The organism is Erwinia aphidicola (assembly GCF_024169515.1).
Lineage (GTDB): Bacteria > Pseudomonadota > Gammaproteobacteria > Enterobacterales > Enterobacteriaceae > Erwinia > Erwinia aphidicola.
In genome coordinates this window covers 1687676-1700275 of the sequence record NZ_JAMKCQ010000001.1, presented here as the reverse complement: position 1 = coordinate 1700275, position 12600 = coordinate 1687676, and the positions used below count along the sequence as shown (strand labels likewise).

At 55.1% G+C, this 12600-nt stretch carries 10 protein-coding genes and 1 pseudogene; 4 read left to right on the top strand and 7 right to left on the bottom strand.

What is annotated here, in order from left to right; all coding sequences use genetic code 11:
- Positions 1 to 25 precede the first annotated feature (25 nt).
- From J2Y91_RS07885 to rpmH, 7 genes and pseudogenes are all read right to left on the bottom strand, one after another.
- Positions 26 to 559: a fimbrial protein gene (locus J2Y91_RS07885; RefSeq protein ID WP_133622368.1), complete on the bottom strand. Its 534-nt coding sequence runs from the start codon at positions 557 to 559 to the stop codon at positions 26 to 28.
- 67 nt (positions 560 to 626) lie between these two features.
- Entirely contained in the window at positions 627 to 1184 is a 558-nt protein-coding gene (locus J2Y91_RS07880; protein WP_133622369.1) for a fimbrial protein, read from the bottom strand.
- A 550-nt stretch (positions 1185 to 1734) separates the two neighbouring features.
- Positions 1735 to 3099: a tRNA uridine-5-carboxymethylaminomethyl(34) synthesis GTPase MnmE gene (gene mnmE, locus J2Y91_RS07875; protein ID WP_048917914.1), complete on the bottom strand. Its 1365-nt coding sequence runs from the start codon at positions 3097 to 3099 to the stop codon at positions 1735 to 1737.
- A 110-nt stretch (positions 3100 to 3209) separates the two neighbouring features.
- Positions 3210 to 4856: a membrane protein insertase YidC gene (yidC, locus tag J2Y91_RS07870; protein WP_253537788.1), complete on the bottom strand. Its 1647-nt coding sequence runs from the start codon at positions 4854 to 4856 to the stop codon at positions 3210 to 3212.
- A gap of 2 nt (positions 4857 to 4858) precedes the next feature.
- A pseudogene (gene yidD, locus J2Y91_RS07865) lies at positions 4859 to 5117 on the bottom strand (membrane protein insertion efficiency factor YidD).
- Positions 5081 to 5440, bottom strand: a complete 360-nt coding sequence (gene rnpA, locus J2Y91_RS07860) for a ribonuclease P protein component (RefSeq protein ID WP_048917912.1) — start codon at positions 5438 to 5440, stop codon at positions 5081 to 5083. The pseudogene yidD and the gene rnpA overlap by 37 nt, the downstream one beginning before the upstream one ends.
- A 17-nt stretch (positions 5441 to 5457) precedes the next feature.
- Complete coding sequence (gene rpmH / locus J2Y91_RS07855; protein WP_003023858.1) at positions 5458 to 5598, bottom strand: 50S ribosomal protein L34; 141 nt, start codon at positions 5596 to 5598, stop codon at positions 5458 to 5460.
- Between the two features lie 629 nt (positions 5599 to 6227).
- On the opposite strand from rpmH, the gene dnaA reads away from it, so the two are divergent.
- The 4 genes from dnaA (at position 6228) to gyrB (ending at position 12404) form a co-directional block, all read left to right on the top strand.
- A complete protein-coding gene (dnaA, locus tag J2Y91_RS07850; RefSeq protein ID WP_048917911.1) occupies positions 6228 to 7619 on the top strand; it encodes a chromosomal replication initiator protein DnaA in 1392 nt (463 codons plus the stop codon).
- A gap of 2 nt (positions 7620 to 7621) precedes the next feature.
- Positions 7622 to 8722: a DNA polymerase III subunit beta gene (dnaN, locus tag J2Y91_RS07845; RefSeq protein WP_253537785.1), complete on the top strand. Its 1101-nt coding sequence runs from the start codon at positions 7622 to 7624 to the stop codon at positions 8720 to 8722.
- Positions 8723 to 8892: 170 nt separating this feature from the next.
- On the top strand, positions 8893 to 9978 hold the full coding sequence (recF, locus tag J2Y91_RS07840; protein ID WP_133622372.1) for a DNA replication/repair protein RecF: 1086 nt from the start codon (positions 8893 to 8895) through the stop codon (positions 9976 to 9978).
- 17 nt (positions 9979 to 9995) lie between these two features.
- Positions 9996 to 12404 (top strand): DNA topoisomerase (ATP-hydrolyzing) subunit B, encoded by a 2409-nt coding sequence (gene gyrB, locus J2Y91_RS07835; protein WP_133622373.1) that lies wholly within the window; start codon positions 9996 to 9998, stop codon positions 12402 to 12404.
- Positions 12405 to 12600: the final 196 nt, after the last annotated feature.

Sequence of the window (12600 nt, the reverse complement as noted above, 5' to 3'; positions counted from 1 at the left end):
ATTTATTATCCCTGACTTTTCATCATCAGAAATAGTCCAGCTTGAAACGGACGGTGATAAAATAGGCTCCGGCCATTAGCGGCTTTTGATCGCTCACCAGGGTGAGAAAGTATTCCAGACGCATATCACCAGGGGTAATATCCTGCGGTGGGAGCGCGACACCGGCTTTGGCTATACGCCCGGTGGCATCGCTGATACGCAGGGCGACGCCAGAGGCCTTACCCTGTAAATTAAACGTTGATCCTTCGGCAGGACCATCAAACGTGATGTTAAATGTTTTGTTATTGTGTGCGCGCCCAAGCACGCAGTCTGTCAGACGAATAGTGAGGGGGAAGGCGGGCCCTTTACCCTCGCGCGCAAGGGTGGATACCGGCAGAGAACCCAAATCAATGCTCTGTTGAGCATCACGGGTCGCAATAGTGCAGGCGGTATCGACGATGGCACCCCTCATGGAGACTTCTCCCTTACCCTGTTGCGCTGCCTGGCTAACAGTAGAAAGAAAAAACAGCGCCAGTATCAGAGTGGGAAAGGCCCGCAGGCTTGTTTCTGTTACTAACATCACCGACTCCTGCTGCATGGAAAAAACGTGCGGCTATGCGCCGCACGTTGACGGCATGCGCTAAAGCTTACTGGTAAGCCAGCTGGAAATTAGCCACAGCGGTAAAGTCACCAGGCACAATGGATGGCGTGGCTTTAGTCTGCTGAACGTAGGCGCTGAAGCTCAGAGTGGAGTCGCTACCGACCAGTTTGGTTGGCTGGCTTGCTTCACCCAGTTTGATTTTCTGGCCCTTGTTATCAACAAACACAATCCCGGCATCGGAAGCATTACCTGCCAGACCCAGCATGGAGTCGTCGGTATCGTTTGCCGCGCCGCTAAAGGTAATGGTTACGCCATTTTTGTCTTTCGCCAGCTCGCAGTTTTCCAGTTTGATGTTCACCTGCGTAGGCGTTGAGTGCCCGTCTGCCTTAGCCAGCAGAGCTTTAGAGATAGCACCCAGGTTGATATCCTGCTTGGTGGACTCACTCTTGATTGAGCAAGGTGCATCAACGATAGACCCGCTGAACGACAACTGCCCACTACCCTGAGAGCCAGCCGCTGCACCTGGCGTGGCGTCTGCAGCATGCGCCAGGGAAACAGCGGCAAAAGTCATGGCCGCAGCCAGCATAATTTTATTCATTTTCATATAAATGTATCCTTACGGTGATTAATAACAAATTCCGACTTAACTTAATCCGGGCGGGATTAAACCAACAGATTTAGTGACTCGATAATAAGATAACCCTTCGGCTTATTATATAAGTGGGTAATAAGGATTAATTGTCTTATTAATTGAATGCAGAGTGAGCCTGCTTGTTTTAGTCACATGTTGCCTTAGCTGACAACGACGTGGATTCTTACATAGCTAATTTTCCAATACAATCACCGAACATTCACAAAATGCCTCTTTATAATAAATGCGATATTATTTAGTTAATATCATTTCCCATAATATTATTTATGTCGCAAATTTGAATTTGAAGTTAATTGATAGAAAAAAATATCGCATAATCCAATTATAAGAAATTAAATACTAGCCGCAGTACGATGAAACATTATTTCGCCTGGGATTATTATATGATTAAATTCAAGGTGTTAGTTTATTTTTACTGACAAGGAGGGGTTTTTTAAACCAGGCCATCCCGCCATACGTTTGTACAGCGGGACGGCGTGTTACAACGGAAGTGCGAAAAGAGTTATTTGCCGATGCAGAAACTGGAGAAGATCCGTCCCAGCAGATCGTCGGAGCTGAATTCGCCGGTGATCTCACTCAGCGCCTGCTGGGCCAGGCGCAGCTCTTCCGCCAGCAGTTCCCCAGCCCATGCACCCAGCAGCTGATGTTTACCCTGCTGCAGGTGAGTGGCTGCTAACTCCAGCGCCTGAAGATGGCGCCGGCGGGCGAGGAAGCCGCCCTCCATATTGCCGGCAAAGCCCATGCTGGCTTTCAGATGGTCGCGCAGGATATCGATACCGTCCCCGGTGCGCGCCGACAGGCGAATAAGTGAGTGACCGTTCACTTCGCTCAGACCCTCTGCTTCGCCAGTGATATCCGCTTTATTCCTTACCACGGTGATCGGCAGAGTTTGCGGCAGGCGGGCAATAAAGTCCGGCCAGATCTCAGCGGGTTCGGTGGCGCCGGTGGTGGTGCCATCCACCATAAACAGCACGCGATCGGCCTGTTCTATCTCTTTCCATGCGCGTTCAATACCGATGCGTTCCACTTCGTCACTGGCTTCACGCAGGCCAGCGGTATCAATGATGTGCAGCGGCATGCCGTCAATGTGGATATGCTCGCGCAGCACGTCGCGCGTGGTGCCGGCAATATCGGTGACAATCGCCGCTTCGCGCCCGGCCAGCGCGTTGAGCAGGCTGGATTTTCCGGCGTTAGGGCGGCCAGCGATCACCACCTTCATCCCTTCACGCAGCAGGCTGCCCTGACGGGCTTCAGCGCGCACGCCATCCAGATCGCCGATAACCTGATTAAGCTGGGCCTCAATTTTACCGTCGGAGAGGAAGTCGATCTCCTCATCAGGGAAATCAATCGCAGCCTCCACGTAGATGCGCAGGTGAGTGAGTGCTTCCACCAGGGCATTAACGCGGGTGGAGAAAACCCCCTGTAGTGAGTTGACCGCCGAGCGCGCGGCCTGCTCGGAGCTGGCGTCGATCAGGTCGGCTATCGCCTCGGCCTGGGCGAGGTCGAGCTTGTCATTGAGAAAGGCGCGCTCGGAGAACTCCCCCGGATTAGCAATGCGCAGCCCCGGCAGCGCGACAATGCGCTTCAGCAGCAGGTCGAGGATCACCGGGCCGCCGTGGCCCTGCAGCTCCAGTACGTCCTCACCGGTAAAGGAGTTCGGGCCGGGGAACCACAGCGCAATGCCCTGGTCGAGCGTGCTGCCATCCGCATCGGTAAAGGGCAGATAGTCGGCGTAGCGCGGCTTTGGCAGTTTGCCCAGCAGCAGCTGCGCCACGTCGCGGGCTTTGCTGCCGGAAATGCGCAGGATGCCGACGCCGCCGCGGCCTGGTGGGGTCGCCTGGGCGACGATAGTATCGCTATGGCTCATGTTGAACTCTCTTTTTTAAGATAAAAAAAGGCGGTCATGATGACCGCCTTAGTGTAAGCATTGTGCCGAAATTTAGCACGGGCGAGGCATGCCTCGCCCCTACGGACAAATTACGCTTTTTTCTTGTCGCGGCTGTGCAGACCCCGTTTTTCCAGCCCGCGATAAATCAGCTGCTGCTGGAGAATGGTCACCAGGTTACTGACGATGTAGTACAGCACCAGACCAGACGGGAACCACAGGAAGAACACGGTGAAGATGACAGGCATAAAGGTCATGATCTTCTGCTGCATCGGGTCGGTCACGGTGGTTGGCGACATCTTCTGAATGAAGAACATCGTGATACCCATCAGGATCGGCAGGATGTAGTACGGGTCCTGTGCGGACAGGTCATGGATCCACAGTGCAAACGGCGCATGGCGCAGTTCCACCGAGCCCATCAGCATGTAGTACAGTGCCAGGAAGATAGGCATCTGGATAACCAGTGGCAGACAGCCGCCAAGCGGGTTCACTTTCTCCGCTTTGTACAGCGCCATCATCTCCTGGCTCATCTTCTGCTTGTCTTCACCTAAACGCTCACGCATTGCCTGAATCTTCGGCTGCAGCATGCGCATTTTGGCCATCGAGGTGTACTGCGCTTTGGTCAGCGGGTACATGATGCCGCGCACGATGAAGGTGATAACGATAATTGAGAAGCCCCAGTTACCGATAAAGCTGTGCAGGAACTTCAGCAGCTTAAACAGCGGCTGGGAGATAAACCACAGCCAGCCGTAATCCACGGTCAGATCCAGGTGTGGGGCAACCGCCGCCATTTTGTCCTGAATTTCCGGGCCAACCCACAGGGTCGCGGCCAGCTGCTGCTGGGAACCCGGCGCGATGGTCACTGGCGCAGATTTGTAGCCGATAGCGGCAATACCATTACCCAGGTTGCTGGTGTAAAGGGTGTTGCTGCCCGCAGTCTGCGGAACCCAGGCGGTAGCGAAATACTGCTGCATCATCGCCACCCAACCGTTGTTGGTGGTGGTGCTCAGGTTTTCGTTATCGCTGATCTTGTCGAATTTGTACTTCTCGTAGTTGGTCTCACTGCTGGAGTAAGCCGCACCGCGGAAAGTATGCAACGCAAAGTTGTTGCTGCCGGTGTCGCGATGCTTCGGCAGATCAATGGTCTGCTTCAGCTGACCAAACATCGACACTTCCAGCGGCTGCTGGGTGGCGTTGTTGACCTGATAATCGACATTGATCGCGTACTCGCCGCGCTTCAGGACGAAGGTCTTGGTGTAGGTCGCGCCGTTTTCAGCGGTGAAGGTCAGCGGGATACGCAGTTCGCTCTGGCCTTCTGCCAGTTCGAAGTGATCCTGGCTGCTGGTGTACAGAGGGCGCGCACCATTGGCCGGGTTATCCGGGCCATTACGACCGGTCAGGCCACTTTGTGCCTGATACAGGAAGCCTGGTGTGGTTTCCAGCAGCTGGAAAGGCTGGTCTGAACCCAGTTTGTCCGGGTAAGTCAGCAGCTGTGCCTGATCAATATCGCCACCGCGGGTATTGATGTTTAAAGACAGGACATCGGTCTTAACGGTGATCGTTTTGCCCTGTCCGCTGGCAGGTACACCCTGATTAGCGGCATCACCGGCAGCGCTGGTCGTGTTCTGCGTGGTCTGGGTCTGCAATGGCTGCGGAGCGTGGTCCGTCTGCCAGGCTTGCCAGATCATAAAGGACACGAACAGAAAAGCGATGAGAAAAAGATTGCGTTGCGAATCCATCGTTAATGTTCTCTGAGATCAATGGTTATGTGGCGGCACCGGGTCGTCGCCACCCTGGTTTAAAGGGTGGCATTTTAATATGCGTCTTAGCGTCAACCAACACCCTTTTACCAATCCGAACCTGCGCAATGCCTCAATACCGTATTGAGAACAGGTGGGATGGAAACGGCAATGGGGACCTAAAAGCGGGCTGATCACGCGCTGATAAACGCGAATCAGCCCGATTAAGAGCCGCGAGCCAGGCGACAGTGACGACGCCATAGTTTCTCCAACGCTTCCGTCAGTGCCTGGTTATCCAGATCCGCGACACCCTTTTTCGCCACAATCACAAAATCCATTGCCGGTAATTCATGCTGACGTAGACGAAAGCTTTCGCGGGTCAATCGCTTGATCCGGTTGCGTTCATGCGCACGTTTAACATGTTTTTTGGCGACGGTGAGACCGATGCGGGGATGCCCCAGCGTGTTCAGGCGGCCGAGTATAGTGATTTGCGGCGTGCCAGCCCGTTGTGGCTGCTGGAAGACGAAAGTGAAATGAGTGGGAGTTAACAAACGTAACTCCCTGGGAAATGCGAGCTTAACCACTCAGCGGTTAGCTTTTATTACTTAGAAACGGTCAGACGAGAACGGCCTTTAGCACGACGACGTGCCAGAACCTGACGACCATTTTTATTTGCCATACGAGCACGGAAACCGTGTGAACGGTTGCGCTTCAGTACGGACGGTTGAAAAGTGCGTTTCATGGCGATTTCTACCTAAACTTGAAAAATTTCACTTGGTGACGCGTTATCTGGCCCGAAAAAACGACCGACGCCTCAGTGTGTCTTTAATAAAGAGGCGGGATTGTAATAATTGTACAGTCCAGAGTCAATTTACTTCGCGTGAAAAGCGCATCCTGATTGCCCGTAGTGACCGAAAAACAGCCAAAACGGCCATGGCGCACACGCCGGGGCACAAATTATACGGTGTCCAGTAAAAAGCGCAAGGATCGCGCAGGATCTTCTCGCGATCCGGTTACATGACATTTGCGGCAATAACGTGACGGCACCATTAAATTTCAACGAATGCAGACGATCCTGAATGCCTTTTGTGCAGGGTGGCGTAAACTTATCCCCGCTATCCGCCCCTGTGGATAAATTGGATCAAAACTGTGTAGAAAGTGAAGATCTCTGCTGCGCTTTACGCTATGATCCGCCCTTCCGCTAACGATCCCCGGGTCGGATCCTAACCCGAAAGTAGTATCAATGTCGGGGACGGGCGGAGTAACCGCGGATAGCGGTTCGCATGCGTATCATCGGCATGCGTCAACAATGATGAAATTATCGCTTCAGCGCCTTTATTTCTTATCGAACTTTTTCGAGTGGAGTCCGCCGTGTCACTAACGCTTTGGCAACAGTGTCTTGCCCGTTTACAGGATGAGCTACCTGCCACAGAATTCAGCATGTGGATACGCCCCTTGCAGGCCGAACTGAATGACAATACGCTGGCCTTGTATGCACCAAACCGTTTTGTACTCGACTGGGTTCGGGATAAATACCTGAATAATATTAATGCCTTGCTGAATGACTTCTGCGGCAGCAATGTGCCATTGCTGCGTTTTGAAGTCGGCAGTAAGCCAGTGGCGCAGGCCATCAGCCAGCCCGTGTTAGCCAGCGCCAATGCCAGCTCTCCAGGCATTATCAGCCGCCCGGCGCCGATGCGGCCAAGCTGGGACAATATGCCGGCTCCGGCCGAGCTCTCCTACCGCTCCAACGTCAATACTAAACACAACTTTGACAACTTCGTTGAGGGTAAATCGAACCAGCTGGCACGTGCGGCGGCACGCCAGGTGGCGGATAACCCTGGCGGAGCCTATAACCCGCTGTTCCTTTATGGCGGCACCGGTCTGGGTAAAACGCACCTGCTGCACGCGGTGGGTAACGGCATTATGGCGCGCAAGCCGAATGCCAAAGTGGTGTACATGCACTCCGAGCGTTTTGTACAGGACATGGTCAAAGCGCTGCAGAACAACGCCATTGAAGAGTTTAAGCGCTACTACCGTTCGGTTGATGCGCTGCTGATCGATGACATTCAGTTCTTTGCGAATAAAGAGCGATCGCAGGAAGAGTTTTTCCACACCTTTAATGCCCTGCTGGAAGGTAATCAGCAGATCATTCTGACCTCAGATCGTTATCCGAAAGAGATCAACGGCGTTGAGGATCGACTGAAATCCCGCTTCGGCTGGGGGCTGACGGTCGCGATCGAACCGCCAGAACTGGAAACCCGCGTGGCGATCCTGATGAAAAAGGCTGACGAAAACGACATTCGTCTGCCGGGCGAAGTGGCCTTCTTTATTGCCAAGCGCCTGCGCTCTAACGTGCGCGAGCTGGAAGGGGCGCTGAACCGCGTGATCGCTAACGCCAACTTTACCGGCCGGGCCATTACCATCGATTTCGTGCGCGAAGCGCTGCGCGATCTGCTGGCCTTGCAGGAGAAGCTGGTCACCATTGATAATATTCAGAAGACCGTCGCCGAGTATTATAAAATCAAAGTGGCCGATTTACTGTCGAAGCGCCGTTCGCGCTCGGTAGCCCGCCCGCGCCAGATGGCGATGGCGATGGCAAAAGAACTGACCAACCACAGTCTGCCGGAAATCGGTGATGCTTTCGGGGGTCGTGACCATACCACCGTGCTACATGCCTGCCGAAAAATTGAGCAGCTGCGCGAAGAGAGTCACGACATTAAAGAAGATTTCTCAAATCTCATCAGAACACTATCTTCCTGACTATGAAATTTATTGTAGAACGCGAGCATTTACTCAAGCCATTACAGCAGGTCAGCAGCCCGTTAGGCGGCCGCCCGACGCTGCCTATCCTCGGTAACCTGCTGCTGCAGGTTAATGAAGGCACCCTGCTGCTGACCGGTACCGATTTAGAAATGGAGATGGTGGCCCGCGTTGCGCTGACGCAGGACCACGAACCGGGCGCGACTACCGTGCCGGCGCGCAAATTCTTTGATATCTGCCGTGGCCTGCCGGAAGGTGCGGAGATCGCGGTGATTCTGGACGGCGAAAGAATGCTGGTGCGCTCCGGCCGCAGCCGCTTCTCGCTCTCCACCCTGCCCGCCAGCGACTTCCCGAACCTCGACGACTGGCAGAGTGAAGTTGAATTCACTCTGCCGCAGGCGACGATGAAGCGCCTGATCGAAGCCACGCAGTTCTCTATGGCTCATCAGGACGTGCGCTACTACCTCAACGGGATGCTGTTTGAAACCGAAGGCGAAGAGCTGCGCACCGTGGCAACCGACGGGCACCGTCTGGCAGTCTGCTCGATGCCGGTCGGCCAAACGCTGCCGAGCCATTCGGTGATCGTGCCGCGTAAAGGGGTGATTGAGCTGGTGCGTCTGCTGGATGGTGGCGACACGCCACTGCAGGTGCAGATCGGCAGCAACAATATTCGTGCGCACGTGGGTGACTTTATCTTTACCTCGAAGCTGGTTGATGGCCGTTTCCCGGACTATCGCCGCGTATTGCCGAAGAATCCGGACAAAACGCTGGATGCCAGCTGCGATCTGCTGAAGCAGGCCTTCTCGCGTGCCGCCATTCTCTCCAACGAGAAGTTCCGCGGCGTTCGCCTGTATATCAGCGAAAATCAGCTGAAAATTACCGCGAATAACCCGGAGCAGGAAGAAGCGGAAGAGATGCTGGATGTCACCTACGGCGGCACCGATCTCGAAATTGGCTTTAACGTCAGCTACGTGCTGGATGTGCTTAACGCGCTGAAGTGCGAGAACGTGCGTCTGCTGCTGACCGACTCCGTGTCCAGCGTGCAGATCGAAGATGCGGCCAGTCAGTCTGCAGCCTACGTTGTCATGCCGATGAGATTGTAGAGAATATCGGCCTGGCTTACTTGCCATTCTGGTCCCGGGCAGTGCTCGCCCTTGGTCACATACTTCAGTATGCTCCCAAGTTCTGTGCGCTGGCCGTAACCAGACTGGCTGCGCCGCCGACGGCCTGGATCGCATATGTCAGGTAAAATCCCCTTCACGCTGGATTCGTTATGGCTTTAACCCGCCTTCTTATCAAAGACTTCCGTAATATCGAAAACGCGGACCTGGCGCTGGCTCCCGGATTTAATTTCCTGGTGGGGCCAAACGGCAGCGGTAAAACCAGCGTGCTGGAAGCGATTTACACCCTGGGGCATGGCCGGGCGTTTCGCAGCCTGCAGGCGGGCCGCGTGATCCGCCACGAGCAGGATGCGTTTGTGCTGCACGGGCGTATTGCCGGCAATGAGCGTGAAGTTTCCGTGGGCTTGACGAAAAACCGCGCCGGTGACAGCAAGGTGCGCATTGACGGCAGCGACGGCCATAAAGTGGCCGAGCTGGCGCAGATGCTGCCTATGCAGCTGATCACCCCGGAGGGCTTCACGCTGTTAAACGGCGGCCCCAAGTACCGTCGTGCCTATATCGACTGGGGCTGTTTTCATAACGAGCCGGGATTTTTTAACGCCTGGAGCAACCTGCGTCGCCTGCTGAAGCAGCGCAACGCCGCGCTGCGCCAGGTGTCGCGCTACCAGCAGATCCGCGCCTGGGACCAGGAGCTGGCACCGCTGGCAGAGCAGATAAGCACCTGGCGTGCCGCCTACAGCGAAGCGATAGCGGCGGATATCAACGCCACCTGCGCGCAGTTCCTGCCGGAGTTTCAGCTGAGCTTCTCCTTTCAGCGCGGCTGGGACAAAGAGAGTGATTACGCCGACCTGCTCGAACGCAATTTTGAGCGCGATCGGGCATTGACCTACACGGCCAGCGGCCCTCATAAGGCGGATTTTCGTATTCGCGCTGAGGGGACGCCGGTGGAAGATTTACTGTCTCGCGGCCAGTTAAAGCTGCTGATGTGCGCCCTGAGACTGGCGCAGGGTGAGTTTCTCACCCGACAGAACGGGCGACGTTGCCTGTATCTGATAGATGATTTTGCCTCTGAGCTGGACGAAACGCGCCGCCACCTGCTGGCAGCGCGCTTAAAAGCCACTCAGGCCCAGGTTTTTGTCAGTGCCATTGCGGCCGAGCATGTCTTCGATATGACTGATGAAAAGGGCAAGATGTTCAACGTAGAACAGGGTAAAATAGCGGTTCAACCTGAAGATTAAACGAGCGAGAAAAGTTGATGTCGAATTCTTATGACTCCTCCAGTATCAAAGTTCTAAAAGGGCTCGATGCGGTACGCAAGCGCCCGGGTATGTATATCGGCGATACGGATGACGGCACCGGTCTGCATCACATGGTATTTGAGGTCGTGGATAACGCCATTGACGAAGCGCTCGCCGGTCACTGTAAAGACATTCTGGTTACCATTCATGCGGATAACTCTGTCTCCGTTGTCGATGATGGCCGTGGTATTCCGACCGGCATTCACGAAGAAGAGGGTATCTCTGCCGCTGAAGTGATCATGACCGTGCTGCACGCGGGCGGTAAGTTCGATGATAACTCATACAAAGTTTCCGGCGGCCTGCACGGCGTAGGGGTTTCCGTGGTTAACGCCCTGTCGGAAAAACTGGAGCTGACCATCCGCCGCGAAGGCAAAGTCCATCAGCAGATCTACGTGCACGGCGTGCCGCAGGCCCCGCTGAGCGTGACCGGTGAAACCGATCTGACCGGGACGCGCGTGCGTTTCTGGCCAAGCCATCAGACCTTTACCAACGTGGTCGAGTTCGAATACGAAATTCTGGCTAAGCGTCTGCGTGAGCTGTCGTTCCTGAACTCCGGCGTATCAATCAAGCTGGAAGACAAGCGTGACGGCAAGAACGACCATTACCACTACGAAGGTGGTATCAAGGCGTTCGTTGAGTATCTGAATAAGAACAAAACCCCGATCCACCCGAATGTGTTCTATTTCTCCACCGAGAAAGACGGCATTGGTGTGGAAGTGGCGCTGCAGTGGAACGACGGTTTCCAGGAAAACATCTACTGCTTTACCAACAACATCCCGCAGCGCGACGGCGGTACGCACCTGGCTGGCTTCCGCGCCGCCATGACCCGTACCCTTAACGCCTACATGGATAAAGAAGGCTACAGCAAGAAGGCCAAAGTGAGCGCCACCGGTGACGATGCGCGTGAAGGGCTGATTGCCGTGGTTTCGGTGAAAGTGCCGGACCCGAAATTCTCCTCTCAGACCAAAGATAAACTGGTCTCTTCCGAAGTGAAATCGGCGGTTGAGCAGCAGATGAACGAACTGCTGTCTGAATACCTGCTGGAAAACCCGGGCGATGCCAAAATCGTCGTGGGTAAAATTATTGACGCCGCGCGCGCGCGTGAAGCTGCACGCCGCGCGCGTGAGATGACCCGCCGTAAAGGCGCGCTCGACCTGGCTGGCCTGCCGGGCAAACTGGCCGACTGCCAGGAGCGTGATCCGGCGCTGTCCGAAATCTACCTGGTGGAAGGGGACTCTGCGGGCGGCTCTGCCAAGCAGGGGCGTAACCGTAAGAACCAGGCCATCCTGCCGCTGAAGGGTAAAATCCTCAACGTTGAGAAAGCCCGCTTCGACAAGATGCTGGCTTCTCAGGAAGTGGCAACGCTGATCACCGCGCTGGGCTGCGGCATTGGTCGTGACGAGTACAACCCGGACAAGCTGCGCTATCACAGCATCATCATCATGACCGATGCGGACGTCGATGGTTCTCACATCCGTACGCTGCTGCTGACCTTCTTCTACCGCCAGATGCCGGAAATCATCGAGCGTGGCCACGTGTATATCGCTCAGCCACCGCTGTACAAGGTGAAAAAAGGCAAGCAGGAACAGTACATTAAAGACGATGAGGCGATGGACCAGTATCAGATCGCTATCGCGCTGGACGGGGCGACGCTGCACGCTAACGCCAGTGCGCCAGCGCTGGGCGGCAAGCCGCTGGAAGATCTGGTGTCTGAGTTCAACAGCACGCGCAAGATGATCAAACGTATGGAGCGCCGCTATCCGGTTGCCCTGCTCAATGCGCTGATCTACCATGCGACGCTGAGCGATCTGGCGGCGGAAGCGCCGGTGCAGGGCTGGCTGGACGGGCTGGTTAAGTACCTTAACGATAACGACCAGCACGGCAGCACCTTTAGCGGCTTGGTACGCGAAAACCGTGAGCTGCATATCTTCGAGCCGGTGCTGCGTATTAAAACGCACGGGGTTGATACCGATTATCCGCTGGATACCGAGTTTATGCTCGGCGGCGAATATCGCAAAATCTGCGCCCTCGGTGAGAAACTGCGCGGCTTGATCGAAGAAGATGCCTTTATCGAGCGCGGCGAGCGCCGTCAGCCGATTGCCAGCTTCGAGCAGGCGATGGACTGGCTGGTGAAAGAGTCGCGCCGTGGCCTGTCGGTACAGCGTTATAAAGGTCTGGGCGAAATGAACCCGGAGCAGCTGTGGGAAACCACCATGGATCCGGATAGCCGCCGTATGCTGCGCGTGACCATCAAAGACGCCGTGGCGGCCGACCAGCTGTTCACCACCCTGATGGGCGATGCGGTAGAACCGCGCCGCGCCTTTATCGAAGAGAACGCCCTGCGCGCGGCGAACATCGATATCTGATTGATAAACCTCCTTCGGGCGACCTTCTTTTCCGGTCGCCCCACAGTAGAAAGCAGACTTTCGGGTCTGCTTTTTTTTCGCCTGCACTCTGCGCGTTATTTTTCTCATGTCGAAAAAAGAGCATAATTTCGACACGTCTGCTCGTCATGTTAAGCGCATCGACATATCACTGACCCGTGGTTAAGTTAAATGAGTG

What these genes read in the sequence shown, in the direction of transcription:
- J2Y91_RS07885 (WP_133622368.1), bottom strand. Translation starts at nt 559, where the DNA reads ATGTTAGTAACAGAAACAAGCCTGCGGGCCTTTCCCACTCTGATACTG.
- J2Y91_RS07880 (WP_133622369.1), bottom strand. Translation starts at nt 1,184, where the DNA reads ATGAAAATGAATAAAATTATGCTGGCTGCGGCCATGACTTTTGCCGCT.
- mnmE (WP_048917914.1), bottom strand. Translation starts at nt 3,099, where the DNA reads ATGAGCCATAGCGATACTATCGTCGCCCAGGCGACCCCACCAGGCCGC.
- yidC (WP_253537788.1), bottom strand. Translation starts at nt 4,856, where the DNA reads ATGGATTCGCAACGCAATCTTTTTCTCATCGCTTTTCTGTTCGTGTCC.
- rpmH (WP_003023858.1), bottom strand. Translation starts at nt 5,598, where the DNA reads ATGAAACGCACTTTTCAACCGTCCGTACTGAAGCGCAACCGTTCACAC.
- dnaN (WP_253537785.1), top strand. Translation starts at nt 7,622, where the DNA reads ATGAAATTTATTGTAGAACGCGAGCATTTACTCAAGCCATTACAGCAG.
- recF (WP_133622372.1), top strand. Translation starts at nt 8,893, where the DNA reads ATGGCTTTAACCCGCCTTCTTATCAAAGACTTCCGTAATATCGAAAAC.
- gyrB (WP_133622373.1), top strand. Translation starts at nt 9,996, where the DNA reads ATGTCGAATTCTTATGACTCCTCCAGTATCAAAGTTCTAAAAGGGCTC.